Genomic DNA, 25,526 nt, shown 5'->3' with positions numbered 1-25,526 from the left:
AGAAGGCTAGAAACCGAGGTAGGCGTGCCGGAGGTCGTCGTCCGCGGCGAGCTCTGCCGCCCCGGCCGCCGCGACGACGCGGCCGAGGTTGAGCACGAACCCGGTGTCGGCGATGGACAGTGCGCTGCGTGCGTTCTGCTCCACGAGCAGCACGGTGAGTCCCTCGGAGTCGACGAGGTCGCGGATGAGCGCGAAGAGCTGCGCCACCACGCGGGGAGCGAGCCCGAGCGACGGCTCGTCCAGCAGCAGCACCTCGGGCTCCGACAGCAATGCCCTGCCGATCACGAGCATCTGCCGTTCGCCGCCGGACAGCGAGTGGGCCTCCCGGCGCCGCCGGTCGCCGAGCGCGGGGAACATGTCGTACACCTCGTCGAGCCGGCCCCGGCCCGCGCTGCCGCGCCGGGCGGTGCCGAGCAGCGCGCCGAGCCGGAGGTTCTCCTCGACGGTCAGCTCGGTGATGACTCCCCTGCCCTCGGGCACGTGGGCGATCCCCGCCCGCGCGATCGTCTCCGCGGGCGCGCCGGTGAGGTCGCGTCCGCCGAGCAGCACGCTGCCGTCGCTGCCGCGCACCAGTCCGGAGATCGTGCGCAGCAACGTCGTCTTGCCCGCGCCGTTGGCCCCCAGCACCGCCGTGATCCGTCCCGGGTTGGCGTGGATGTCCACGGCGTCGAGCGCGGTCACCGGACCGTAGCGGGCGGACAGGCCCCTGATCTCGAGCGCGCCGGATCGCTCAGTCATCGTCGCCTCCCGCCCGCGCTTCCTCTCCGAGGTAGGCGTCGATCACGGCCTGGTCGTCGCGGACCTGCGCCGGGCTCCCGGCGGCCACGACGCGGCCGAAGTCGAGCACGGTGATCCGGTCGCACACGGCCATCACCAGGTCCATGTGGTGGTCGACGAGAACCACGGCCATGCGCTCGGTGAGCCCGCGCACCAGCTCGCCGAGCTCGGTCATGTCGTCCGCGCCCAGCCCGCTCGCGGGCTCGTCGAGCAGCAGCAGCTCGGGATCGGCGGCCAGCGCCCGCGCCAGCGCGACCCGCTTGCGCACCGGGTAGGGCAGGCTGCCCGGATACCGGCCGGTGTAGGAGGCGACGCCCACCTCCTCCAGCGCGCGGTCGGCCCGCTCACGCAGGCTCCGCTCGTCGGCCGCCGCCCTGGGCAGGGCGAACAGCGACGACGCGAAACCGGTGCGGCGGAAGCGATCCGCGCCGACGAGCACGTTCTCCGCGACGGTGAGCCCGGCGAAGAGCCCGAGCCCCTGCAACGTCCTGGCGATGCCCATCCCGGCCAGCCGCGCCGGATGCAGCCCGCGCACGGGTTCGTCCCGCCAGCGCAACGTCCCCTGGTCCGGACGGACGAATCCACAGCAGACGTTGAAGAATGTGGTCTTGCCCGCTCCGTTGGGGCCGATGACGCCGTGCACCTCGCGGGGACGCGCGGCGAGCGAGACGTCGTCGAGCGCGGTGAGCCCGCCGAAGCGCACCGTCACACCCTCGGCGGTGAACAGGGGCGCCGGATCCGGTGGGGCGCTGGGCGATCTCGTCTCGGAAGTGTCCGGCAACGTCACGACCGCGCCTCCCACCGTTGGGGTTTCGAGGGTCCTAAGAGTGATGCGCCGCGCCCAATCGCGGCCATAGGCGCCCCGCCCAAAGATGTGTCCGATTTATGGGCTCCGCGCCCGGAATCGCTGGACCTTCCACCGAGGTCCGTGCCAAGGTCGGCGGATGAGACCCTCGGCCGAGGGCACCGGAGCGCTCGACTGCCCCGAGCCCGCGCGGGATGCGCTGCACACACTGAGCCGGGTGCTGCTCGGCAACCTCGAGGCTCTCGCCGACCGGCTGACGATCATCGTGCTGCAGCGGGAACCGGCCTACGCGCAGCTGGGGATCTCCGCTCCCGACGACCTGCGCGAGAGCCTGCGCGGCAACATCGAACGCGGGCTGCAGTCGCTCGGCGAGACCGTGCCCGTCGGCGAGGACCCGCAGGACACCTCCCGCGAGACGGGCAAGCTCCGCGCCCGCCAGCGCGTGCCGCTGGAGGCGGTGCTGCGCGCCTACCAGCTCGGGGGCCGGGTCATATGGGAGGGCCTGCTCCAGACCTCGCGCGAACGGTTCGGCGGGTACTACGACCACGCGCTGCTCGACGCGGCGGGCCACGTCTGGCGCGTGATCGACTCCAGCTCCTCGGCGCTGGTCGACGCCTACCGGCTCGAGGAGGCTCGGCTGCGCAGCCAGGAACTGAGCAGGCGGCACGCGTTCCTCAACGCCCTGCTGGAGGGCCGCGGCGGCGATCCAGCGCTCGCCGAGGAGGCCGCGACGGCACTGGGACTGCCGACGAGCGGCCCGATGCTGTGCGTCGTGGCCCCCGTGGACTCCCCTCGTGACGATCCGCTGCGCTCACCGCGCGATGTACTGGCCTGCCACGGAATCGTGTCGTCGTGGCACGTGCGGCCCTCCGACATCGTGGGGCTGGTCGTGCTCGGCGATCGCGCGCCCGCCGCCGTGCTCGACGCGCTGGCCCCCGCCGTGTGCGGCCGCGCGGGTGCCTCGCCCGTGGTGCACCGGCTCGCCGAGGTCGGCGACGCCTACACGCTGGCCCAGACAGCGGCGCGGACCCTTCGCGAGCCCGGCGTCGCGTTCCTCGACGACCGGCTGCCCGAAGCCTTGCTCGTCGGCAACCCGCACCTGACGCCGCGGCTGCAGCAGGTCGCCTTCCGCGAACTGCTCGACCTGCCCGAGCCCGAGCGGGAGACGATGTTCAAGACGCTCGAGGCGATGATCGACAGCGGCGGCTCCCCCACCCACGCCGCGCAGCGGCTGTACTGCCACCGCAACACGGTGATCTACCGGCTGCAGCGGATCGAGTCGGCCACCGGGCGCAAGGTCGGCGAACCGCGCGACCGGCTGCTGCTCACCCTCGGGCTCCTGGCGCGCAGACACCAGCACTGAACCACGGCAGGACACTGTGGACGGCGCGCGAGAGGGCGCGGTCGTGGTTGAATCGGGTACTGGCGCGGTTTCCCTGCTGAGGGGCGGTGGTGACGACGAGCGCGAATCCGGAGGCGAACGGGCCCGCCCGGCTGCTGATCGTGTCGGCGACCATGGGCGAGGGCCATCACGCGACCGGACGCGCTCTGGAGGCCGCCGCGCGACGGATCTGGCCGGGCATCGACGTGCAGTGGGTCGACGTGCTGGACGCCATGGGGCGCGGCACGGGCCCGGTGTTCCGCTGGATCTACGCGACGGCCGTGCGACGGTTGCCGTGGCTCTACGAGTTCTTCTACGCGTCGCTGTGGCATCACCGGTGGTTCGCGAAGGCCGCCAAGCGGGTGATCGGCGCGTGGAGCGGACGGCGGCTCGCAGGCGTCCTCGATGCCGCGCGCCCCGACGCGATCGTCTCGACCTACCCGCTGGGTACCACCGGACTCGAGTGGCTGCGGCGCCATCGCGGGCTGTCGGTACCGACCGCCGCGTGGGTCTCCGACATCGCACCGCACCCGTCGTGGGTGCACGAGGGCGTGAGCGTGAACCTGGTGATGCACGAGGTGGCCGCGGAACCGGCACGGCGCAGCGTGCCCGGCGCGCGCGTGGCCGTGTCGGCTCCCCCGGTACCGCCCGGCTTCTCCCCCGGTGACCGGACGGCCGCCCGCGAACGGCTCGGGCTGGCCCCCTCCGGGCCGCTCACCGTGGTCTCGTGCGGTTCGCTCGCCTTCGGGGCTCCCGGTGACACGGTGCGCGAGGTGCTCGGCGGCGATCCCAGCGCCGGTGTGGTCGTGGCGGCCGGGCACAACGCGCGCCTGCGCGTCCGGCTCACGCGCGAGTTCGCCGGCGACCAGCGGGTCACGGTGCTCGGCTGGGTCGACGACATGGCCACACTGCTGACGGCCGCCGATCTGGTCGTGACCAACGCGGGTGGCGCGACCGCGCTCGAGGCGCTCGCCTGCGGACGCGCCGTGCTGCTGCACGAGCCGATCGCGGGCCACGGCAGGGCCAACGCGCGGCTGCTGGCCGAGGCCGGCCTGGCCAGGGTGTGCGCGGAGCCCGGCTCGCTCGCCCGCACCGTCCGCGAGTTCGCGGCGCGGCCCGCGCTGCGGCGTGGCCTGGAGGACGCGGCCCGCGCATACGTCACGCAACGCGGTCTCGACGAGGATCTGCGGAACTTCGCGAACCTGCCCGCGACGACGAGGCCGCGCCCGCTCGCCTCGCCCGACGCGCTGTTCCTGCACGCGGGCACCGAGGCCGTCCCCCAGTACGTCGGCACCGCCCTCGTGTTCGAGGCCGGGCCGCCGTTGTCGCGCAAGGACGCCGCGGGCATGCTCGCCGCGGTGCCCGGCATCGACGGCAGGCTGGTGCCCGCGACGCTCACCCGGCGGGCCCGGTGGGATCCGGGCGAGCGGGCCGATCCGCTGTCCCTGGTGGACGAGGTGGTCTCGGCGGACCTCGCCGCCGCCGTCGACGAGTTCTTCTCGCTGCCGCTCGACACCACCCGCGCGGCCGGTGCCGGACGGCTCGTCACCGGGCTACCCGGACAGCGGCGCGCCCTGCTCGTCAAACTGCACCACGCACTCGGCGACGGCCTGACCGTGATGCAGTCGCTACTGTCCGACACCGACACCACTACGGGACTGTCGTGGGCGATTCAGCCACGGACTCCGTTGGGCGGCAACGTTTTCCGGCCCGCACCACGACTACTCGCCCACGGCCTGTGGCGGCTGGCGCGCGCGGGCAGGGCACCAGCGACCCCGCTCGACGTGGCGATCACCGGTCCGCGCAGGCACCACGCCCTGCTGCGGCTGCCCGGCAGGCAGGTCAGGCAGGCGGCCCGCTCACTCGGCGTCGCACCCGCCGACCTGGTCAAGGCGGTGTTCGCCGACGCCGTGCACGACGTCCTCGGCGCGCGCGACGGTGCGCGGTTCCGGCTCATGGCTCCGTGGTCGCTGCGCCGGACGGGCAGTATGCGCGCGGCGGGCAACCACACCGGCGCCGTGTCGGTGGACCTGCCGATCGGCCCCCTGCCGCTCGAGCGACGGGCCACGCTGGTGTCCGCCGCGCTCCGGGAGCGCATCGACGCCGGAGTGCCCGAGGCCGCGCACGCCGTGATCCGGCTCATCGGCAGGTTCCCGCCCCGGCTGCACGCCCGCGCCGCGCGGGCCGTCTACCGCGGCGACTGGTTCAACGCGATCGGCACGGTGATGCCAGGGCCGCGCCGCGAGATCCGCTGGCACGGCTCGGTGATGTCGGAGGCCTATCCCGTACTGGCCCTGGCGCCCGGCAGCGGCCTCGCGTGGGGCGCCATGACGTGGGGCCACTGGGTGACGATGGTGTTCACCGGCACTCCCGAGCAGGCGGAGCTCGTCGACCGCATCGCCGCGCACACCGACGCCGTCTTCGCCGAGCTGGCCGGTGCCCGCGCGGGACCATGACCGGCGGGGACACGGCCCTCGAGGTCGCGGTGCCCGCCGCGATCCTGGCCGCCGCCGCGTTCGGGCTCACCGGCGCGCTGCAGCACCGGGCCGCGCGGCGCGTCCCCGGCGGCGGACCCGTGCGCTGGGGACTCGTGTTCGCACTGCTGCGGCAACCGCTGTGGCTGGTGTCGCTGCTGGCCAACGCGCTGGGCATCGTGTTCCAGTGGCTGGCGCTGAGCGCGGCGCCGCTGGTGTTCGTGCAGCCGCTGTTGGTGACCTCGCTGGTGTTCGCGGTGTTCAGCAGCAGCGCGCTGAGGCGGGAACGGCCCGACGGGATGGTGCTGCTCGGTGCCACGCTGTGCGTCGCCGGTCTCGCGGCGTTCTTCCTCGTGGCCAGGCCGAAGGCCGGGCACGGGCGGCTGGAGCTGGGCGAGGTCCTGCCGCTCGCGGCCGGGCTCGCGGTGCTGATCGCCGCGGCGGTGGGCGTGGCCATCCGGTGCACGGGCCGGGCGCGGGTGATGGCCCTGGCCACCGCCACCGGCGTGCTGTACGGCGTCACCGCGGGTGTCACGAAACTCGCCGCCGACGACCTGCGACGCGGTGTCGCGGCGCTGTTGACGCACTGGCACTTCTACGTCGTGGTGGTGTGCGGCGTGACCGGTTTCCTGTTGAGCCAGAACGCGTTCCGGGTCGGGGTGGCGCTCGCACCAGCGCTCGCGGTGATCGTGGCGCTCGACCCGCTGATCAGCATCGGGGTCGGATCACTGTGGCTCGGCGAGCGGCTGCCCGGTGGCGGGGGGCCGATCGCGGGGCAGGTGCTGGCGCTGGCGGTGGCGATCGCGGGAATCGCGCTGCTCAGCCAGCGGGCACCGCAGGTGAGCATTCCGGAGGCCGCGGAGACTGTGGCGAGCCCGGTGAGCCCGGGGAGTCCGGTGGAGGAGGAGGCGTGTTCGGAGCGGGAACGACGGCGGTGGTGACCGGGGGTTCGTCCGGCATCGGCGCCGCCACGGCGGAGCGGCTGGCGGGCCGCGGGTGCGACGTGCTGGCGGTGGGTCGCGACACCGACGCGCTGGCGGACATCGCGCGGCGCACCGGCGCCCGGTGCTGCGCCGCGGACCTCACCTCGCCCGGCGCGGCGGATCGCGTGCTGGCCGAGGCCGGTGAGGTGGACCTGCTGGTGTGCAACGCGGGTGTCGGCTGGTCCGGCCCGTTGGAGGTCATGCCGGAGGAGCGCGTCGGCGACCTGGTGCGCGTGAACCTGCTCGCGCCGATGCTGCTCGTGCGCGCGGCGCTGCCGGGGATGCTGGCGCGCGGGCGCGGGCAGATCGTGCTCGTGTCATCGATCGCGGGCAGCATGAGCGTGGCGGGCGAGGCGGTGTACTCGGCGACCAAGGCCGGGCTCGACGCGCTCGGAGCGAGTGTGCGGGGCGAGGTCGCCGGCCGGGGCGTGGGGGTGACGATCGTGGTGCCGGGTGTGGTGGACACGCCGTTCTTCGCGCGCCGCGGCTCGCCGTACGCGCGGCGGGTGCCGCGGCCGGTGCCGCCGGAGCGAGTGGCGGCCGCGCTGGTGGCCGCGGCGGAGCGGAACCGGTCGCAGGTGTTCGTGCCCCGCTGGCTGCGGCTGCCCGCGCGCCTGCGCGGCGTGGCCCCCACCGTCACGGACGCCCTCCAACGCCGAACAACGTAACGGACAAGCCGTGCACGAGGACCCGCGAGCCCTGCGCCCGGCTGCGCGAGTCCCCCGCTCCGGTGCGCGAGTCCCCCGCTCCAGCACGCGAGTCCCCCACTCAAGACCGCGAGTCCTGCACTCCAGCACGCGAGTCCCCCACTCAAGAGCGCGAGTCACCTACTCAAGAGCGCGAGTCCCGCACTCCGGCCCGCGAGTCCTGCACCCAGGACTGCGAGCCCTGCGTTCCAGACCGCGAGCTCCCTACTCCCGCGCGCAATGCCCGTCGGGTGCGCAAGCTTCCGTGCCGGACCACGATCCGCCCAGTCCCGCGCGGCTGGACAGGAACGCACGAGCGGACTGCGATATCCGGCATGGCCGACCCGCGAGTTCGAGCAGAAGTTCGCGGGCCGGCCCGTAGGCCGCGCTGGGACCGGCAGACGCCGACGAGAGCGGACTACGCGGGTCCGGCCGCCGCCCTGCCGGTCCGGAGGGGGCAACTCGCGCGCCCGAACGCGCGACTCGCGCGCCCGAGCGGGCAACTCGCGTGCCGGAGCGGGCAACTCGCGCGCCTGAGCGGGCAACTCGCGCGCCCGAACGCGGGACTCGCGCGCCTGAGCGGGGGACTCGCGGGTTACCAGCGCGCGGGTCGGGGATTACGTTTCCCTGGCCGCTCTGATCGACTCCTTCAACGAGCTCATCGTCGCGAGGACCGACGTGGGTTCGTAGCCGCAGTGCGCCATGCAGTTGGCGCAGCGCGCGTCCCGCCCCCGCCCGTACCGCTCCCACTCGGTGGTCTCCACCAGCTCCCGGTACGTCTGCACATACCCGTCGCTCATCAGGTAACACGGCTTCTGCCAGCCGAACAGCGTGTAGAGCGGCACGCCCCACGCCGTGCACTCGAAGTCGACCTTGCCCTCGAGGAAGTCCAGGAACAGCGGCGAGTGCACGAGCCGCCACCGCTTCCGGTTGCCGCCCGCGAAGGTCTTGCGGAACAGCTCCCTGGTCTCCTGCACGCCGAGGAAGTGCTCCTGGTCGGGCGCCTTCTCGTAGGCGTAGGCGGGCGAGAGCATCAGCGAGTCGATCTCGAGCTCGTCGTTGAGGTAGTCGAGCACGTCGATCACGCTCTGCGGGGTGTCGGTGTTGAACACCGTCGTGTTGGTCGTGACGCGGAAGCCCCGCCGCTTCACCTCGCGGATGGCCGCCACCGCCTCGTCGAACACCCCTTCCTTCGCCACAGCCGCGTCGTGCCGCTCACGCAGGCCGTCGAGGTGCACGGTGAACGCGAAGTACTTCGACGGCTTCAGATCGAGCTTGTCGAGTTTCTTGCGCAGCAGCACGGCATTGGTGCACAGGAACACGTACTTCTTGCGCTTGACGAGCTCGTTGACCATCCGGTCGATGTCGGGGTGCATCAGCGGTTCGCCACCGGCGATCGACACCATCGGCGCGCCGGCCTCCTCGACGGCGGCGACGGCCTGTTCCACGGGCATCCGCTGTTTGAGGATGTTCGCGGGGTGCTGGATCTTGCCGCAGCCGCCGCACTTGAGGTTGCAGGCCAGGATCGGTTCGAGCTCCATGATGAACGGGAACTTGTCGCGGCCGCGCAGTTTCTGGGTCACGACGTGCCTCGCCACGCGCACCGCCTGGTGCAGGGGCATGTTCATCGGTGACGCACCTCCTTGGGAAGGCTGAAGTTCACGGTTTCGGTCGCGGTGGTGCGCTCCCTCGCCTCCACCGCTCCGAGACCGGCCAACGCGTCGACGATCTCGTCCACCAGCACTGTCGGTGCCGACGCTCCGGCGGACAGTCCGATGGTTCGGACACCCGCCAGCCATGCGAGGTCGATCTCGTGCACGCTGTCCACCAGGTAGGCCCTGGTGCCCTCCCGCTGCGCCACTTCCACGAGTCGGCGCGAGTTCGACGAGTTGGCCGAACCCGCCACGAGCACGAGCTCCGACTCGCGCGCCACCGCCCGCACCGCGTCCTGCCGGTTGGTGGTGGCGTAGCAGATGTCGTCGGAACCCGGCCCCCGCAAGGCTGGGAAGCGGTCGCGCAGCGCGTCCGCGACCTCCTCCGCCTCGTCCAGCGCGAGCGTGGTCTGCATGAGGTAGGAGACCCGGCCGGGGTCCTCCACCTCGAGCCCGGCGACGTCCTCGGGCCGTTCGACGAGCACGGTGCGGTCGGGGGCCTCGCCGAGGGTGCCCTCCACCTCCTCGTGTCCGGCGTGGCCGATGAGGAACACGGTGTCGCCGTCGCGGGCGTAGCGCCGAGCCTCGCCGTGCACCTTGGCCACGAGCGGGCAGGTAGCGTCCACCACGTCGAGACCGCGTTCGTCCGCCTCGTCCCGCACCGCGGGTGAGACCCCGTGTGCCGAGAACACCACCGTCGCGTTCTCGGGCACCTCGTCGAGCTCGTCGACGAACACCGCGCCCCGGCGTTCGAGGTCACCCACCACCCGGGAGTTGTGCACGATCTGCTTGCGGACGTAGACGGGCGGGGCGTGCCGGTCGAGCAGCCGCTCCACGATCTCCACCGCACGCTCCACCCCGGCGCAGAACGAGCGCGGTCCCGCCAGCAGCACGTCGCGGTCGCCCGTCGCGGCCGCCCACCGGTGCAGCGCGGGGCCGATGGCGCGCAGCGAGCGCAACGCCGCGATCCCGCCGGGCACGGTCGCGGGGTGCAGCAGCGACCGGGTGGGCGTGTCCACCACCGCCCGCACCACGGCCGCCGGCCGCGAGCCGATCAGGTCGAGCAGCCGCGACGACTCCATGTCCACGGCGATCGCGCCGTCGAGCGCGAGCCGCGCACCCTCCGGCTGCCACACGACGTGGTCGGTCTCCACCATTGGTCCGACGTGGACGGTCAGGCCCAGTGCGCGCAGCTGCGCCGCGACCAGTGGCGCCGAGCGGCAGTGGTGGGTCCCCTGCGCGGAGCGCACCTCGCTGGCCACCACGAGATCCCCCGGCTTGAGGTCGTGCACCAGCGCCCCGGCCACCCCCGCGACGGCCACCGGCCGGTCCGGGTACTGCCGCAGGGCTCGGGCCACCCGCGACGAGCGGCGCGCGTGCGGGCCCGCGAGCACGACGCGGCCCCCGGACAGTCCACGGCGGACGCTGAGGGCCTCCAGCAGCAGCGGAGAAACGACGATCAGGTCGTCATCCGGTGTGGTCATCGCTGGTCACCTCCACGTATCGCCCGAGCGCCGTGAGCGGGAAGACGAGCCGGTACAGGTGGTAGTTGATGTAGAAGTCGCCGGGAAAGCCGGTGCCGGTGAACTGCGGCTCGTCCCAGCCGCCGTCCTCGCGCTGGGTACGGGCGAGCCACTCGACGCCGCGCGTCACGGCCTCGCCGCGCTCCCCCGCGGCCAGAAATGCCAGCAGCGCCCACGCCGTCTGCGACGCCGTCGACTCACCGCGGCCGACCCATTCTGGATCCACATAGGACCGCAGATCCTCACCCCAGCCGCCGTCCGCGTTCTGGTGCCGCGCCAGCCAGTCCAGCGCCGCCCGGATCGCAGAATGGCCCGGCTCGATCCCGCACGCCACGAGCGCGGGCACCACGGCACCGGTGCCGTAGACGTGGTTGGCGCCCCAGCGCCCGAACCACGAACCGTCCCGTTCCTGGTGCCGCAGCAGCCACCGCACCCCCCGCTGCGCGGCGACCCCGTTCGCCTGCCCTCTCGCGGCGAGCATCTCCACCACGTGGGCGGTGACATCGGCCGACGGCGGGTCGATCACGGCGCCGAAGTCGCAGAACGGCAGCTTCTCCGGCAGTGTCCTGGTGTTGTCGGCGTCGAAGGCGCCCCAGCCGCCGTCGCGCGACTGCATGCCCGCCGTCCACTCCACCGCACGCTCGAGTACCGCGGCATGCCGGGCTCGCTCGGGGTGGGCCACGCGCTGGAGGCCGAGCACGACCTCCGCGGTGTCGTCGGTGTCCGGGTAGTGGTCGTTGGCGAACTCGAACGCCCAGCCGGACGGCCGCAGCGACGGCCTGCGCACCTGCCAGTCACCGGCGCCGCGGATCTCCTCGGCCATCATCCAGTCCGCGGCACGCACCAGCGCGGGGTCGTCCGGCGGCAGGCCAGAGTCGAGCAGGGCGATCATCGCGAGTGCGGTGTCCCACACCGGCGACTGGCACGCCTCGAGCCTGCGCACCATGCCCCGCGGTGTGCGCTCACGAACCGTGAACCCGTCGAGCCCGTCGAGTGCCTTGCGCAGCACTGGGTGGTCGGTGTCGTAGCCGCGCAGGCTCAGCGCGAGGATCGAGTACACCCACGGCGGCTGGATACCGCCCCAGCCACCGTCGGCCTCCTGCCGGTCGAGGATCCAGCGTTCGGCGCGATGGAGAGCGAGCCCTCGCAACGGCTTCACCGGAAGGCGTTCGAACGCGTGCAGCACACCGTCGAGCCGCTGGAACGCGCCAGCCCAGCTGAGCGGGGACGCCGGTTCCGGTGAGGGCCTGCCCGTGCGCAGTTCGGCCACGCTCACACCGAGCGCCCTGCGCGGCCGCGCGGCGGCGACGACGGTCAACGGCACCACGGTCTGGCGTGCCCAGCACGCCCAGTCGTAGATGTTGAGCGGGAACCAGTCCGGCAGCAGCACCAGCTCCGGCGGCAGCACGGGCAGCTCGTCCCACGACCACTCGCCGAACAGCGCCAGCCAGATTCGCGTGAAGACCCGGGTGGCCTCGAGCCCGCCCTCGGCGAGCACGAACTCGCGCGCGCGGTGCAGGTGCGGTGACTCGGGATCGTCGCCGGCCAGGCGCAGCGCGACGTAGGCCTCGACGGTGGTGGACAGGTCGCCGGGCCCGCCGTGGAAGGTGGCCCACGTGCCGTCCTCGCGCTGACACGACCGGATCCAGCGCGCCGACTCGGCCAGCGTCGGCTCGTCGAGGATGCCGAGGAAGCGCCGCAGCATCAGGTCCTCGGCGTCCATCGTCACGTTGGTCTCGAGCTCGCCCTTCCACCAGCCCTGGCCGTGCTGCAGGGACAGCAGGTACTCGCGGGCCTTCCCGGCCGCCACGCGGGCCACGGCGGGCGCGGACGCGCGCGTGGCGAGCCCGCTCATCGGTCCCGCTCCACGACGAAGCGCGTGAGCTCGCTCAGCGCGGCGTGGATGGGGACGGGCGGGCCGAGCCGGTCGAGGCACGCGCGCGCCTCGGCGACGTAGCCCTGTGCCCGGTCGCGAGTCCAGTCCAGCGCACCGGAGCGCTCGATCAGCTGTGCCATCGTGCGAAGCTCCTCCTCGGTGGGTGGCTCGGGTCGCCGGTACAGCTCCCGCAGCACCGCGGCGTCCGCGGTTCCGGAGCCGAGCGCGGCGACGACGGGCACCGACTTCTTGCGTATCCGCAGATCGGCCAGCACCGGTTTTCCGGTGACCTCGGGGTGCCCGCGGATGCCGAGCAGGTCGTCGACGAGCTGGAACGCCATGCCGAGGCAGCGGCCGAACTCGGCGAGCAGCTCCGCCGCGACCGGGCTCGCCCTGCCGAGCAGTGCCCCGACCTCGGCGGCACAGCGCATGAGCGCCGCGGTCTTGCCCTCGGCCATCTCCAGGCACTCCGCCACGCTGACGTCCACCCGCTGCTCGAACTCGACGTCCTGGCTCTGGCCCACGATCAGGTCCTGCACCGTGGTGGTGAGGCAGCGCGTCGCGGCGGGGTCGGCGGCCCGGTCCAGTACGTCCATGGCGAGCGTGAGCAGCGCGTCGCCCGCCAGGATCGCGGCCGGGGTACCGAACTGGCGCCACACCGTGGGCCGGTGCCTGCGTTCGAGGTCGCCGTCCATCACGTCGTCGTGCAGCAGCGAGAAGTTGTGCACCAGTTCGACCGCCACGGCGCCGGGCAGCGCGGCCTCCGGGCTCACCCGCACCGCCTCCGCGGCGAGCAACGCGATCGCGGGCCGCAGGGCCTTGCCGCCGTCACCGCCGTCGACGGCGTGACCCCGTTCGTCGGTCCAGCCGAGGTGATAGGTGACGAGGCGGCGCATCGGTGGCCGCAACCGGTCCACGGCCTCCCGCAGCGCGGGCTGGACGAGGACCTGGGTCGCGGTGACCTCGGCGGGCAGCGTCGCGGTCACCCGGCACCACCTCCGGCTCGGGCTCTGTCCCGGACGAGATCGGCCGCTCGGTGTCCGCTTCGCACGGCACCCTCCATCGTGTCGGGCCACCCGGTGGCGGTCCACGACCCGGCGAGCACGAGCCCGGGCAGCCGGGTCTCCGGCCGGGGGCGCAGCCGCCCCGTGCCCGGCGCCTGCCGGAAGGTGGCCCGCCGTTCGCGGGTGACGAAGAACTGTGTGCAGGGGGTGGCCGCGGCGGCGGGCAGCAGCCTGCCGAGCTCGGCCAGGAACACCTCGCGCAGCACCGGCGCGGGCGCGTCCAGCCACGTCCGCGCCGCCGACAGCGACACGGCCAGGTACTGCCCCTCGGTGAGCCCGGCGACCTCGGTCCGGTCGAAGATCCACTGTGCCGGGGAGCCGACGGTCGCGGCGAAGGGCAGATCGGTGACGGGCCGCTCGAAGACGGCGTGCACGTTCACGATCGGCGCGGCGCCGAGCCCGGACAACCGGGCGGCCGAGACGCCCGCGGCGTCGGGGCACATCCGCGCGGCGGCGTCGGGCGGTGCGGCGACCACGACGGCGTCAGCGGGCAGGTTCTCGTCGTCGAGCCGCACGGTGAACCCGCTGCGCCCGCGCTCCACCGCCCGCACCGCGCTGCGCAGCCGGATCTCGGCGCCGCGCGCGATCAGGTACTTCTCGGCGGGGCGGACGTGCAGGTCCTCCAGCGGCCACCGGGGCACGCCGATGTCGGCGCCGTCGGCGCGGTCGAGCAGCGCCGTGCGAAACACCGTGACCGCCAGTGCGAGCGAGGCCTCGTGCGCGTCACAGTTGAGCGCCGCCACCGAGATCAGGTTCCACAGCGCCGACAACGTGGCACTGTTCTGGCCGTGGCGGGTGAGCCAGTCGCCGAAGCTCTGCTCGTCGAGGGCGGGGTCGTCGGGGTCGAGCAGCCGCAGCGCGGCGGCGGCGCGCACCACGCGCATCCGGTCGGCCGGCGACAGCGCTCCGTAGCGTGCGAGCCCCGGCACGAGGTGCAGCGGCGCGGGCGCCGAGGTCCGGCCGAGCCCGGTGAGCCGCCCGTCCGCCAGCAACACCGGCATCCGGAACCGGTCCTGCAGGTCGATTCCCTCCGTGGTGCCGAGCCGCTCCAGCAGCGCCCGGTACTCGGTGCAGCAGCGCAACAGCACGTGCTGCCCGTTGTCCACCACGAGACCGTCGCGCCGGAACGAGAACGTGGCGCCCCCGAGTCTGCTGCGCGACTCCAGCAGTGTCACCCGAAACCCCGCGTCGGCGAGGTCGCACGCGGCGGTGAGCCCGGCCAGCCCGCCTCCGACGACGACCACCCGCCCCGTCATGGCCGTGCCCCGGCCAGTGCTCTCGCGGCGACCACGAGCTTCTCCCAGTCCGGCAAGGAGGTCCGGCCACGCAGCACGAGCGCGGGCCGCAACGCCATCCGGCGCAGCAGCCGGTGGTAGATGCCCGCCATCGCGGCGCAGCACGCGCGGCTGCGCCGGTCGAGAGACGCCAGCAACCGCAGCCCGCTGGCGTACCACTCCTCCGCCCTGGCCGCCTGGTACTCGAGTAGCGGCAGCAGTGCCTCGGGCGGATCGGCGAGCGCGCCGGTGTCGTCGAGGTCGAGCGTGCACCCGAACCTGCGCAGCTCCTCGCCCGGCACGTAGATCCGGCCCGCGCGCCGGTCCTCCAGCACGTCGCGCAGGATGTTGGTGAGCTGCAACGCGGTGCCGAGGTCGTCGGCCAGCCGCTCGTCACGAGCCCGGTTCGTGCTGCCGAACACCGCGAGCGAGAGCCTGCCGATCGACCCGGCGACGCAGCGGCAGTAGTGGTGCAGCTCGGCGAAGGTCTCGTAGCGGGTGCCCAGCACGTCGGCGCGACAGCCGTCGATCAGCTCGTCGAACGCCGTCAGCGGCAGCGCGAAACGCCACGCCGCGTCGGCCAGCGCGACGAGGACGGGATCGTCACCGGGCTCGTCGAGGGAGTGCAGCTGCTTGCGCGCGTTCTCCAGCTCCTCCAGCTTCACCTCGCGGGAGAGCTCACCGTCGCCGATGTCGTCGATGCGCCGCGCGAACGCGTACACCGCGCTGAGCCCCCTGCGGCGGGGCGGCGGCAGCAGCCGGATGCCGTAGGAGAAGTTGCGCGCCTGCCGCCGGGTGATCCGCTCACACTCCGCGTAGGCCTCGGTCACGATCATCGCGCACCGCCTTTCACCAGCAGCCGCCCCGCTTCGGCGGCCGTGCGTGCCCGCGTGGGTCTTGGCGTCGCGGCGAGGACGTCGAACCCCGCCTCGGCCAGCGCCACCGCGGTGGCCCGCCCGCCCGCGACGTATCCGGCGACGGCGACCCTCGCCGCGCCGCGCAACGTGGCCACCAGCGCCGCTCCCTCGTCGAGCAACGCCACGGCCCGCTGCACCTCGAAGCCGACGAGCGCGCGTACCTCCCGGGTCGCGCGAGGGGCCAGCAGATCGCGCTCAGCGACGCCGAAACGGCGCAGATCCTCGGCGGGCAGGTAGATCCGCCCCGCCCTGGCGTCCTCGACGACGTCCTGACAGTGCTCCAGCACCTGCAGCGCGCAGCAGACGAGATCCGACAGCCGGGCGCGCTCCGGTGTCGCGACGCCGAACACCCCGAGCACCAGTCGCCCCACGGGTTCCGCGGACAGCGCGCAGTAGGAGCGCAGCTCGTCGAAGGTGCCGTAGCGATGGGAGGTCTGGTCCCGTCGGCCCGCCTCGACGAGGTGCTCGAACGGTGCGCGCGGCAGCCCGCACGCGTAGACCGTGGTGGCGAGGCGCTGGTACAGCTCACCGTCGGGCGGCGCGCCCGTGTAGATCCGCCCGAGGTCCCGCGACACCTCGTCCAGCAGCCAGGGCCGGTCGCCCTGGGCCTCGTCGCCGAGGTCGTCGACCATCCGGGCGAAGCCGTACAGCGCGAGCAGATGAGCGCGTTGCGCGGAGGGGAGCAGCCGCAGCGCGACCGGGAAGTTCTCGCTGTGGGCCTTGGCAAGCACGCCCCGCAGTGCGGCGCGGTCCCGGACCGGTGAGTGCGCGGATGTCAAGCACGCCTCCAACACGAGACAGGGCTCCGGGTGAGCGGCGCCCTCGCGGTGCCGTCCGGAGGGGACGACGCGGGAACGGGCCGCAGGTACTGGACCACCGTGACCCTGGTGTCCTGTCCTGGGTGGATCTCGCCGAGCGCGTCCATACGATCCGCCTCGTCCCGTTCGGCCGGCGCTCCGAGCGTCTGAGCTTGGAAGACACCATTGTCTGTCAGTGCCGCGACTACGGGCAACTCTCCTCGCGCCCCGGTCGGCACCGCGATATCCGGCGACGGCGGTTGCTCCGGCGAGCCCCACCATTATTCCGGCTACCGAGTTTCACCGACCATGATCTTATTTCCGGGCTGGTGCGCGCAACAGTTTTCCGGAGGCCGAGCGAGCGAACTTTCGCAGCGGTGAAATGTGTTAACGAAGTGGTCACGCTCAACCGGGAAACGGGTATACTGCGTCAAGTCTTCCCCACTGCGGCCCCGCGCCTCGCCGAGCAGCGCGAACACCGGCGCGCGGCCGGAATTGGTCCGCTCCGCATCCACTGTGGTTTTTTCGAACTGTCCACATCGACCGCTCCCCGCCTCGGGAATTTACGGCAATACCCACCACCGCGGTCGCATTCCGGCCGGGTGGGCGTGGATAGGGACGAACGGCCCTAGGCCCCGGGCGGGCGCGACTGCGAGGGTGGATGCCGCGGTTCGAAGGAGAGACATGGCACGACTGACCGAGTGGACGATGTCCGTCGTCCTCGACGAGACCAACGGCACGACGCGCGCCCGGGTGAGGCTGGGAGACGACCGGGGCAACCACTTCGACGGCATCGGGCTCGCGCACCGGGGCGTGGACGTCGCTCGCGTCCCCCAGGTGGCAGGAGAACTGGCCGTCGCCCGCGCGCTGACCGACCTGACCGAGGAACTGCTCACCGCGGTGGCCGCCGACATCGAGTCGACGTTCGACGACGCGACGCCCGGCGAGCTGACGCTCGGCACCTCGCCCGCCGTGATGATCGTCCACTAACGACAGAAGTGACGGAAAAACCGTCAGAGCCCGTGCCGTTGCTGGTCCACCAGATGCCATTCGCGTTGCCAGCGCAGCCATCGGGCCCGGTCCAGCAACACCCGCACACCCCAGAACCCGAGTGCGGACACCACCACGATGCCCAGCCAGACCGTGATCGCCACGGCGATGGCGTTCCAGGTCACCATCGTCGCGGTGCGGGGAGCGTCCACGCGCTGACCGGAGCGGTCGAGCCACACCGGCACGTGACTGCCCTTGCGCAGACCCACATCGGCGACCACCCGACCTGTGCGGTGGTTGCCGTTCGGCAGCCGCCACTCACCCCGCACCGTGACCGTCTGCCTGCCGCCCGAGTACGCGCCCGGTTCGGTGATCGTGGCGTCGGCCAGCAACACGGCCGTGGTCTCGTGGCGGGTGGTCGCCTCCACCGCGGCCACCCGGGACTCCCTGGCGTAGGCGTCGGAGCCCAGCGTGACGGCGAACGGCACCGCGACCAGCGGGATGAGGAGCGCGAGGAGGAGCACCGCACCTTCGACCCGGTCCGAGGAGCGGGCGAGCGGATTGCGGCCGGGGAACAGCCTGCGCAGCAGCCGGGTCAGGCAGGTCGTGAGCGCGCTCATCGGGACCGACCTCCTCCCGTGTCTCGCCTTCAAGGATGACCGGGGGCCGGGTCCGCGCGAAGAGTCCTTCGGCCTCATCCGCGAGCGGAAACGCGCGCGCCGGTTCCACAGTGGAGCATCGCGGTCACGCTCTGTTTCCTGGTGTGACGACGGCACGGCCGGTGAGCTCGCCTCGCGCGAGCATGCGGTACGCCTCGGGCGCGTCGTCGAAGGCGAAGCGCGTGACGGTGGTGTGCAGCAGCCCCCTCGCGGCCAGGTCGAGCACCTCGATGAGCTCGGGCCTGCTGCCCCAGTACGTCGTCTGCACCGACAGTTCGTAGGGCACCGCGAAGAACGAGACACCCAGACTGCCTCCGCCGATGCCGACGATGGTGAGGTCGCCGAGCTGGCGCCCGCTGGCGGCGCCCAGCGCGAGCGTGGCGTCGTTGCCGACGCAGTCGATCACCACGTCCGCTCCGACGCCGCGTGTCGCGTCCTTGATCCGGGACGCGGTCTCAGGACCCGAGGGCAGCGCGAGGTCGGCGCCCAGCTCGCGCGCGTGGGCCAGCGCGTCCTCGCGCGCGTCCACGGCGATCACCCTGGCGGCCGTGGTGGCCTTGATGATCTGCAGCGCCAGGTGACCCAGGCCGCCGATCCCGATCACCACCGCGGTGGAGCCGGGCACCAGCTTCGGCCACGACCGGCGCACCGCGTGGTACGGCGTGAGTCCCGCGTCGGTCAGCGGCGCGGCGACCACCGGGTCGAGTCCGTCGGGAAGCGGCACGAGGTGGCGGGCGTGCGGCACGAGCATGAGATCCGCCATGCCGCCGTCGAGCCCCAGCCCGCCGCCACCGCCGGGCGCGGGAGCGGCGGCGGGATTCTCGCAGTAGGTCTCGATGCCGAGCCTGCAGTTGCGGCACGAGCCACATCCCCACGGCCCGTAGACGGCCACGGGCTGGCCGGTTTCGAGCCCGGTGACGCCCTGCCCGAGGGCGTGCACCCACCCGGCGTTCTCGTGGCCGAGTGTGAACGGCGGCCCCCACGGTGTCTGTCCCGCCTCGAAGTCGTGCATCAGATGCAGATCCGAGTGGCACACGCCGGCACCGCCGATGCGTACGACGACCTGCCCTGGGCCAGGGACCGGCTCCTCGACATCGGCGAACACCGGTTCCGACTTCCAGTCCGGCAGACGCAACGCGCGCATGCGAGCACCTTTCACGTGGTGGAGCAGGGTCGTCCTCCCACCATGGGACAACACTTGCCCGCTCGCCACCCCGCTCGCCACCAGGGACCTTCGACCCTTCACCCGGCGGGCCGGCGGGCCGACCATCGGCGGTAACCCACCGGAGGGACGTACGGCCATGGAGTTCGAGAACCGCCGGGAAGCCGGCCGCGAACTCGCCCGGCGGCTGGCCCCCCTCGCGGACCGGCACCCGATCGTGCTCGGGCTTCCCCGCGGCGGTGTGGTGGTGGCCAGGGAGATCGCCGACGCGCTCGGCGCACCGCTCGACGTCCTGCTCGTCCGCAAGGTCGGCGCCCCCGGCAGGCAAGAGCTCGCCATCGGCGCCGTGGGAGAGGGCGGCGTGGTGGTGACCAACGCCGACATCCTCCGGCGCCTGCGACTGTCTCCGCGCAAGGTCGACGAGGCCGTGAGCCGCGCACTGACCGAGCTGGATCTCCGGGCCGCGGTACTGCGCCGGGGCAGGGCGCCCCTGCCGGTGAGCGGTAAGACCGTGGTGCTCGTCGACGACGGCATCGCCACCGGCGCGTCGGTGCGGGCGGCACTGCGGGTGCTGCGCGCCCGCGGCGCGAGCCGGATCGTGCTCGCCGTCCCTGTCGCCCCCGCCGACGTGCTCGAGGAGCTCTCCCACGACACCGACCACACCATCTGCCCCAATCCCCGGGTGTGGATGCGGGCCGTCGGCAACTGGTACCGCGACTTCTCCGAGGTCTCCGAGCGAGACGTGCTGGCGCTGCTCGACGAACGGGCCGACGCACCGGAGCAGTTCTCCGGGCGCTCCGGCGACCGGTGAGCGCAGGCGCGCACATCACGGCCCGGGCCAGAGCGACCGGGCACTGACCCGAGTCGCCGCTCGCGCCGCGCTGCCGATCGCGGCCGAGGCCGCCTGTCGGCTACGGCCCGGCCCCGTCGGGAGTGACACCGGCGCCACAGAACCGGGAACGCGGTCCAGCTCGTCGACCTTCTCGAGGGAGGCGCTGCCCGGCCGGGACCGGGCAGCGCCTCCCTCGAGTCGATCTGCCTGGGCACGCCACGGTTCGACCGCGCACCATGACGTCGCCACCGGCCGCCTCCCGTCGGCACCACAGTGCGACCCGGTGCGACCCGGTGCGACCCGGTGCGACCCGGTGCATCCCAGCGCGGACCACGAACGGACCACCACGGTCGCGCGCGCGGCGGGAGCCGCTCGGCGGCGATACTGGAGCCGCACCGGTGTGGAGGAGTGTCGTCATGCTCAGGGCCGCTCTCGTCACCCCGTTGTCCGGCCCGCTGGCCGGATACGGGCGGGCGGGTGCGCTCGCGCTCCACCTGTGGTCGCAGTGGCGCGGTGACACCGAGCTGACCGTCGTCGACTCCCATCCCGGCGCCGCCGACGCCGTTGCCCGTGCCGAGACCATGAGCCCCGACGTGCTGTTCGGCCCGTACGGCAGCGGCCCCGCGCGTGCGGTGACGGCGGCGACCTCGCGGCTGGTCTTCAACCACGGTGGCGCCCGCCTGCGCGCGGGCCACCGAGTGGTGCCGGTGCTCGCGCCCGCCGAGACCTACTTCGCCGGCGCCGTGCGGCTCGCCTGCCACGCCGGCGGTGCCGTACGCGCGGTCGCGATCGCGCACTCCCCCACCGGATTCGGGCGAGCCGTCGCGCGAGGCGCGGAGACCGAGGCCCGGCGGCTCGGGCTCTCCGCCGCGACCACCGTGCTGCCGCAGCACCCACCGGACGCCGACGTGCTGCTCGTCGCGGGCGGTTTCTCCGACGAGCTCGCCGCGGCCCGGCAACTGCTGCCCGGTCCCTGGAGCCTGGCAGGCTTCGTCGGCGCGGGCGTGGAGGAGGTGCTCGCCGAACTGGGCCCGGACCGCGAGGGCCTGATCGGACCCGCACAGTGGCTGCCCGAGGCGGCGCCCTCACCCACCGACGGCCCCACCGCGGCCGGATTCGTCACCGCCTACCGCCGGGCCACGGGCGACGAACCTCCGTACCCGGCCGCCCAGGCCTTCGCGGCGGGTGTGATCGCGGATCGCTGTGTGCGGGACGCGGGCACCACCGACGATGACGCCGTGCTCGCCGCCGCGCGATCCCTGGACTGCACCACGATGTTCGCGCCGTTCCGGCTCGACCCCCGCACCGGGGAGCAGGCGGGCCACCGCGTGCTGACGGTGCAGTGCCAGGACGGCGAACGCCGGGTGGTGTGGCCGCCGGATCGGGCGCAGGCTCCGCTGCGCTTCCCCGCGACTGACGGCTGACGGCTGACGGCTGACGACGCGATCCGGCGCCGGCGCGCCTGGCACCGAGCACGAGCGCGCTACTCCCGCAACGGCTCCCCCGTCTCCAGCAGGGTCTTGAGACTCGACAACAGCTCCGGCCAGCCGCCACTCCTCTCGTTCGCCCCGCTGACGGTTCGCAACATCTCGGTCTCGCCCGCGAACCCGTTGTGCACGACGGTCAGCTTGACGTTCTGCCCCGCCGGTTCGAGCGTGAACGTGACGACCGACAGTGGCTCCTCGCGCAGTTCCGCCAGCCGCTCCGCGGACCACCCGAAGTGCTCCGCGTGCTCGGGCTGGTAGTTGTGCCAGCGATACGACAACAGGCGGTACGGATCGGCTTCCAGCACCTCCCCGCCGATATCTCGGAACTCCTGATCCGGACCGTGCTGCCACAGCACGGGCGAGCCGGGAGTCCAGTCCGAGCGCAGCGCCGTGCCACCCCAGTAGCGGCGAGTGAACTCCGGTTCGGTCAGCGCTCGCCAGAGCTGCTCCGGCGTGGTCCGGATGTAGCTGGTGTGGACGAACTCTGGCGCGACAGTGCTGTCGACAGCGCTGGTGTGGCTCATCGGTGATCCCTCCAGGACGAGTTTGAGGTCGGCGAGCGCGTGGATCCGGTCGCGGTCGTAGTGACCGATCCAGCGCTGCGAGATGTCGGAGATCGGTGCGGCGTTGAGGTAGTGCAACCGCTGCCTGCCGGTGCGCACGGCACTGACCAGGTTGGCCGCCTCGAGCACCGCGAGGTGTTTGGTGACGGCCTGCCTGCTCATGTCCAGCCCGACCGACAGCTCACGCAGGCTCTGCCCGTTGTCCGCCCGAAGACGGTCGAGCAGTGCCCTCCGGCTCGGGTCGGCGAGCGCCTTGAACACCGCGTCCAGGTCACTCATCGGATCGGGCAACCCTTTAGTTGCATGTCTCGACCATAGGCAACCATTCGGTTGCCTGTAAACCCCCGTAGCGTGCGCTCGTGACATCCGGTCTTCGCCTGCTGCAGGTCGCCGCGTTCACCAGCTCCGTCGACCGGCTCACGATCGCCGCGATGCTCACGGTCATCGCCACCGGCGTCGGCGCGTCCGTCGACGAGGTCAGCCGCGCCGCCGCCGCGTACTTTCTCTGTTACGGCATCGCGCAGTTCGGCTGGGCGATCGTCTCCGACCGGCTCGGCCGCGTCCGCACGATGCGCCTCGCGATGCTCCTGGCCGCCGTGGGCGGGCTCGCCTCGGCCGCCGCGCCCTCGATCGACTGGCTGATCGCCGCGCGCGGGGTCACCGGCGCGTGCTTCGCCGCGGCCATCCCGAGCGCACTGGTCTACATCGGTGACACGGTGCCGGTGCGCGTGCGCCAGGCTCCGCTGACCGATCTCATGACCAGCACCGCGCTCGGCATCACCGCCGCCACGGTGTGCGCGGGCGCGCTCGCCGACTTCACGAGCTGGCGCGTGGCGTTCGCACTCACCGGAGTCGCCGCCGGGGTGCTCGCGGTGCTACTGCGCAAGCTCGCCGAACCCGACCTCGCGGCCCCGGCGCCGGTGGGCGCCTCACTGCGCGCCGTCCTCGGCGACAGGTGGGGCGCACTCGTGCTCATGCTGGCGCTGACCGAGGGATTCGTCCTGCTCGGCCCGCTGACCTTCTTCCCGAGCACCCTGCAGGCCGCGGGGCTCGGCGTGACCCTCTCCGGGCTGCTGACCGCGGCCTACGGGATCGCCGTGCTCGTGTTCGCCCGCGTGGTCAAACGCCGTTCCCGCTCCACGGCTCCCGCGCGGCTGATCCTCATCGGCGGTCTGCTCGCCATCGCCGCCTACACCGGGTTGACGCTCGACCAGAGCGTGGTGCCGACGGTCGCGGCCTGCGTGCTGCTCGGTGGCGGCTGGGCGTTCCTGCACTCGACGATGCAGACGTGGGCGACCGACGTCGCACCCGGCGCGCGGGCCACCGCGGTGTCGTTGTTCGCCACGATGTTGTTCTGTGGCAGCGCGCTCGGCGCCGCCGTCGCGGGACCGCTCGTGGACGAGGGCCGCTTCGGCCTGATCTTCGCGCTCGCCCTCGCCGCCGCGGTTCCGCTCACCATCGTCGCGGCAACGGGAAGGCGCCGCTACACCCTGCGCGCGGCAGGATCGTAGCGGCGCCCCTCGGTTTCAGTGCCCCGTGGTCAGGACCGTCACGACCGCGTTCCGGTCACGTGCAGGTCCTTCAACCGCCCGACGTTGTCGAACGAGCCGAACCCGACCCGGCCCGAGGTGAACGTGGAGTCCACCGCCGTCATGACCGGCTCCGGCTCACCGTCCACGTACACCGCGATCTCCCCGGTCGACGCGCAGTGCGTCACCCGGACGTCGTGCCACTCGGCATCGGTGATCGCCGGGGCCGCGCCCCGCGACAACGTCTCGTTCCACTGGTCGTCGAGCCGTTCCCGGTCCCCGTTGTCCACCTTGAAGATCCCGTTGTGCGCGTAGATCGAGTTGTCGGTGGACAGGTGCGCGTAGTAGAACTCCGTGTCCGAGCGATGACCGAACACCAGCACCACGTCGCGGTTGGTCTCCTCGACCGGCGTGTCCAGCCGGACCTTCACGTCGAGCCGCACGGAGCCGTACTCCTTGCCCTTGCTCAGCACCGCGTACTCGTACGGCCTGCGCGGCCCGGGACGCTCGTCACCGGCCTCGGCGAGTACCACCTCACGGCCGGGGAAGCGCCACTTCTCCGGCGTCACGGGAGCCCAGCTGCCCTTGCCCGTCGCACCGTTCACGCTCGTGCCCGTGGTGGTGCAGTCGGCGAAGTTCTTCGCGCCGGTGACCTTCCACAGCTTGCCGTTGGCCTTCGACAACAGGTACAGCTCGCCGTCGGCGTCGCGGCCGAAGCGGAGGTCGACCCGGTCGTCGCCGGCGAGTTCCGGCATGCTGACGCGGTTGCCGTCCTCGTCGTAGATCATCAGCGTGCTGATGGTGGCCGGGTCCTGCCCGCGCTGCATCTCGCCGGACTCGGTGAAGAACACCCTGCCGTCCACCAGATCGGCGAAGAGGTACTTGCCCTGCAGCTCCGGAATCTCGCCCCGGTACACGAATCCACCGCTCACGGCACGGCCGACGTCACCGCAGTCCCAGTCGGGCGGCGGGTTGTGGTCGTACTGCGCCACCGGATAGACGTAGTCGTACTGGTCGTCGTCCTCGGGTAGTGCGTAGAGGTAGCAGCCGTCGTCGCGCTTGAAGCGGAACGTGCCCTCCCGCTCGCTCCAGCCGAGGTTGTCGCCCTCCTGGACCTCGTAGATCGACTCGATGGCGCGCTGTCCGATGTGGCCGAGATACATCCGGTGCGGGCTCTGCGGGTCCCAGCTGAACCGGTGCGGGTCACGCATGCCGTAGGCGAAGATCTCCCCGAGCGCGCCGTCCTGGCCGACGAACGGGTTCACGTCGGGAACGCCGTACTGGCCGTTGGGCCCGTCCGTGCCGTCCGGGTCGATCCGCAGGATCTTTCCGTGCGGAGTGTTCAGCTCCTGCGGCTCGGTGCTCGACACCCCGAGCCCTCCGTCGCCGACCGCGACGTAGAGCAGCCCGTAGTCCTCGTCGCCCGGTGCGGCCGTCGAGTTGAAGTCGATCTGCTGGATCCCGTGGATCTGCTGGGCGAACCCGAAGCGCAGCATCTCGCGACTGGAACCGCTGAACTCGTCGGCGGCCGGGTCGTCCGCGGTCCACTGTGTCACGATGCCGTGGAACTGGGTACCCGGCTGCTCCGGGTAGGTGGTCTCCTTCTCCAGCGCGGCACCGGCTTCGGTGTGCACGGTGTAGAAGACGCCGTTGCTCTCGAACTCGGGGTCGAACGTCACGAACCCGAATCCCTGCCCCATTCCCTTGCCGGAGAAGAAGTCCGGGAACTGAGCCTTGACATCGAGGTACACCTCCGGCTCGTCGCCGTTGCCCTCGCCGCCGAGGAAGTACAGGTTGCCATTGAGATCCGGCACGTACTTGCGACCCGATCCGTCCGGCAGCTCTCCGAGGTGGTTGATCCGCGCGTGCCGGATGATCCGGGGATCAGTGGCTTCCGGTGTCGTCTCGGATTTCGGGAACTGCGCGACCTCCTCCACAGTGAGCCCGAGCCCGGACGTGACCGGGTCCTCCGGGATCGGATCCAGAATCGGGTCGTCGGCCTGCGCGGCCGCCTGCGTACCGGTGAGCAACGTCGCGGTCAGTGCCACCGTTGCCACTAAAGACCATCTCGGCTTTGACATCACACTCATCCTCG

Annotated in this window: 21 protein-coding genes; 8 read left to right on the top strand and 13 right to left on the bottom strand. The window is 72.5% G+C overall.

Annotation, left to right across the window (positions count from 1 at the left end; genetic code table 11):
• Nucleotides 1-6: 6 nt before the first annotated feature.
• Nucleotides 7-738 carry an ABC transporter ATP-binding protein gene (locus JHE00_RS00580; protein WP_200313641.1) on the bottom strand — a complete coding sequence of 244 codons (732 nt, stop codon included), beginning with the start codon at nucleotides 736-738 and terminating at the stop codon, nucleotides 7-9.
• Nucleotides 731-1,564 carry an ABC transporter ATP-binding protein gene (locus JHE00_RS00575; RefSeq protein ID WP_200313639.1) on the bottom strand — a complete coding sequence of 278 codons (834 nt, stop codon included), beginning with the start codon at nucleotides 1,562-1,564 and terminating at the stop codon, nucleotides 731-733. Before JHE00_RS00575 ends, JHE00_RS00580 begins: the two co-directional genes overlap by 8 nt.
• A gap of 157 nt (nucleotides 1,565-1,721) precedes the next feature.
• Between JHE00_RS00575 and JHE00_RS00570 the strand changes: the two genes are divergently transcribed.
• From JHE00_RS00570 to JHE00_RS00555, 4 genes are all read left to right on the top strand, one after another.
• Nucleotides 1,722-2,945, top strand: coding sequence for a PucR family transcriptional regulator (locus JHE00_RS00570; RefSeq protein WP_200313636.1), 1,224 nt, complete (start codon nucleotides 1,722-1,724; stop codon nucleotides 2,943-2,945).
• An 89-nt stretch (nucleotides 2,946-3,034) separates the two neighbouring features.
• Nucleotides 3,035-5,419 (top strand): wax ester/triacylglycerol synthase domain-containing protein, encoded by a 2,385-nt coding sequence (locus JHE00_RS00565; RefSeq protein WP_200313634.1) that lies wholly within the window; start codon nucleotides 3,035-3,037, stop codon nucleotides 5,417-5,419.
• Complete coding sequence (locus JHE00_RS00560) at nucleotides 5,416-6,378, top strand: DMT family transporter (RefSeq protein ID WP_200313632.1); 963 nt, start codon at nucleotides 5,416-5,418, stop codon at nucleotides 6,376-6,378. The genes JHE00_RS00565 and JHE00_RS00560 overlap by 4 nt, the downstream gene beginning before the upstream one ends.
• On the top strand, nucleotides 6,348-7,088 hold the full coding sequence (locus tag JHE00_RS00555) for an SDR family NAD(P)-dependent oxidoreductase (protein WP_200313630.1): 741 nt from the start codon (nucleotides 6,348-6,350) through the stop codon (nucleotides 7,086-7,088). The genes JHE00_RS00560 and JHE00_RS00555 overlap by 31 nt, the downstream gene beginning before the upstream one ends.
• A gap of 635 nt (nucleotides 7,089-7,723) precedes the next feature.
• Here JHE00_RS00555 and hpnH read toward each other — a convergent pair.
• From hpnH to hpnC, 7 genes are read right to left on the bottom strand one after another with little or no spacing between them, the layout of a single operon-like run.
• Nucleotides 7,724-8,734 carry an adenosyl-hopene transferase HpnH gene (hpnH, locus tag JHE00_RS00550; RefSeq protein WP_200313628.1) on the bottom strand — a complete coding sequence of 337 codons (1,011 nt, stop codon included), beginning with the start codon at nucleotides 8,732-8,734 and terminating at the stop codon, nucleotides 7,724-7,726.
• A complete protein-coding gene (locus tag JHE00_RS00545; RefSeq protein ID WP_200313626.1) occupies nucleotides 8,731-10,242 on the bottom strand; it encodes a 4-hydroxy-3-methylbut-2-enyl diphosphate reductase in 1,512 nt (503 codons plus the stop codon). Before JHE00_RS00545 ends, hpnH begins: the two co-directional genes overlap by 4 nt.
• Nucleotides 10,226-12,136 carry a squalene--hopene cyclase gene (shc, locus tag JHE00_RS00540; RefSeq protein WP_200313624.1) on the bottom strand — a complete coding sequence of 637 codons (1,911 nt, stop codon included), beginning with the start codon at nucleotides 12,134-12,136 and terminating at the stop codon, nucleotides 10,226-10,228. The genes JHE00_RS00545 and shc overlap by 17 nt, the downstream gene beginning before the upstream one ends.
• The gene (locus JHE00_RS00535; RefSeq protein ID WP_200313622.1) at nucleotides 12,133-13,143 is read right to left on the bottom strand and encodes a polyprenyl synthetase family protein; all 1,011 of its coding nucleotides are present in this window, start codon (nucleotides 13,141-13,143) and stop codon (nucleotides 12,133-12,135) included. Before JHE00_RS00535 ends, shc begins: the two co-directional genes overlap by 4 nt.
• Nucleotides 13,140-14,477, bottom strand: a complete 1,338-nt coding sequence (gene hpnE / locus JHE00_RS00530) for a hydroxysqualene dehydroxylase HpnE (RefSeq protein WP_200313620.1) — start codon at nucleotides 14,475-14,477, stop codon at nucleotides 13,140-13,142. The genes JHE00_RS00535 and hpnE overlap by 4 nt, the downstream gene beginning before the upstream one ends.
• Nucleotides 14,474-15,331, bottom strand: a complete 858-nt coding sequence (gene hpnD, locus JHE00_RS00525) for a presqualene diphosphate synthase HpnD (RefSeq protein WP_200313618.1) — start codon at nucleotides 15,329-15,331, stop codon at nucleotides 14,474-14,476. The genes hpnE and hpnD overlap by 4 nt, the downstream gene beginning before the upstream one ends.
• Nucleotides 15,328-16,191, bottom strand: a complete 864-nt coding sequence (hpnC, locus tag JHE00_RS00520) for a squalene synthase HpnC (RefSeq protein WP_230422768.1) — start codon at nucleotides 16,189-16,191, stop codon at nucleotides 15,328-15,330. Before hpnC ends, hpnD begins: the two co-directional genes overlap by 4 nt.
• 702 nt (nucleotides 16,192-16,893) lie before the next feature.
• Between hpnC and JHE00_RS00515 the strand changes: the two genes are divergently transcribed.
• Complete coding sequence (locus tag JHE00_RS00515; protein WP_200313614.1) at nucleotides 16,894-17,199, top strand: dsRBD fold-containing protein; 306 nt, start codon at nucleotides 16,894-16,896, stop codon at nucleotides 17,197-17,199.
• 23 nt (nucleotides 17,200-17,222) lie between these two features.
• Here the strand turns inward: JHE00_RS00515 and JHE00_RS00510 are convergent, their stop codons facing one another.
• Together JHE00_RS00510 and JHE00_RS00505 are read right to left on the bottom strand one after the other, a co-directional pair.
• Entirely contained in the window at nucleotides 17,223-17,819 is a 597-nt protein-coding gene (locus tag JHE00_RS00510) for an Rv1733c family protein (RefSeq protein ID WP_200313612.1), read from the bottom strand.
• A 124-nt stretch (nucleotides 17,820-17,943) separates the two neighbouring features.
• Nucleotides 17,944-19,002 carry an NAD(P)-dependent alcohol dehydrogenase gene (locus JHE00_RS00505; RefSeq protein ID WP_200313610.1) on the bottom strand — a complete coding sequence of 353 codons (1,059 nt, stop codon included), beginning with the start codon at nucleotides 19,000-19,002 and terminating at the stop codon, nucleotides 17,944-17,946.
• A 157-nt stretch (nucleotides 19,003-19,159) separates the two neighbouring features.
• Between JHE00_RS00505 and JHE00_RS00500 the strand changes: the two genes are divergently transcribed.
• Nucleotides 19,160-19,831, top strand: coding sequence for a phosphoribosyltransferase (locus tag JHE00_RS00500; protein ID WP_200313608.1), 672 nt, complete (start codon nucleotides 19,160-19,162; stop codon nucleotides 19,829-19,831).
• Nucleotides 19,832-20,268: 437 nt separating this feature from the next.
• Nucleotides 20,269-21,276: an ABC transporter substrate-binding protein gene (locus tag JHE00_RS00495; RefSeq protein WP_200313606.1), complete on the top strand. Its 1,008-nt coding sequence runs from the start codon at nucleotides 20,269-20,271 to the stop codon at nucleotides 21,274-21,276.
• A 59-nt stretch (nucleotides 21,277-21,335) separates the two neighbouring features.
• Here the strand turns inward: JHE00_RS00495 and JHE00_RS00490 are convergent, their stop codons facing one another.
• Nucleotides 21,336-22,172, bottom strand: a complete 837-nt coding sequence (locus JHE00_RS00490; RefSeq protein ID WP_200315697.1) for an ArsR/SmtB family transcription factor — start codon at nucleotides 22,170-22,172, stop codon at nucleotides 21,336-21,338.
• A gap of 89 nt (nucleotides 22,173-22,261) precedes the next feature.
• On the opposite strand from JHE00_RS00490, the gene JHE00_RS00485 reads away from it, so the two are divergent.
• Nucleotides 22,262-23,413 carry an MFS transporter gene (locus JHE00_RS00485; RefSeq protein ID WP_200313605.1) on the top strand — a complete coding sequence of 384 codons (1,152 nt, stop codon included), beginning with the start codon at nucleotides 22,262-22,264 and terminating at the stop codon, nucleotides 23,411-23,413.
• A 38-nt stretch (nucleotides 23,414-23,451) separates the two neighbouring features.
• Here the strand turns inward: JHE00_RS00485 and JHE00_RS00480 are convergent, their stop codons facing one another.
• Complete coding sequence (locus JHE00_RS00480) at nucleotides 23,452-25,479, bottom strand: PQQ-dependent sugar dehydrogenase (RefSeq protein ID WP_307831756.1); 2,028 nt, start codon at nucleotides 25,477-25,479, stop codon at nucleotides 23,452-23,454.
• Nucleotides 25,480-25,526: the final 47 nt, after the last annotated feature.

Source organism: Prauserella cavernicola, assembly GCF_016595675.1.
In the GTDB taxonomy this organism is placed as follows: Bacteria; Actinomycetota; Actinomycetes; order Mycobacteriales; family Pseudonocardiaceae; genus Prauserella_A; species Prauserella_A cavernicola.
Note: the sequence above shows the minus strand (reverse complement) of the source record. Positions and strands in the feature narration are given on the sequence as shown.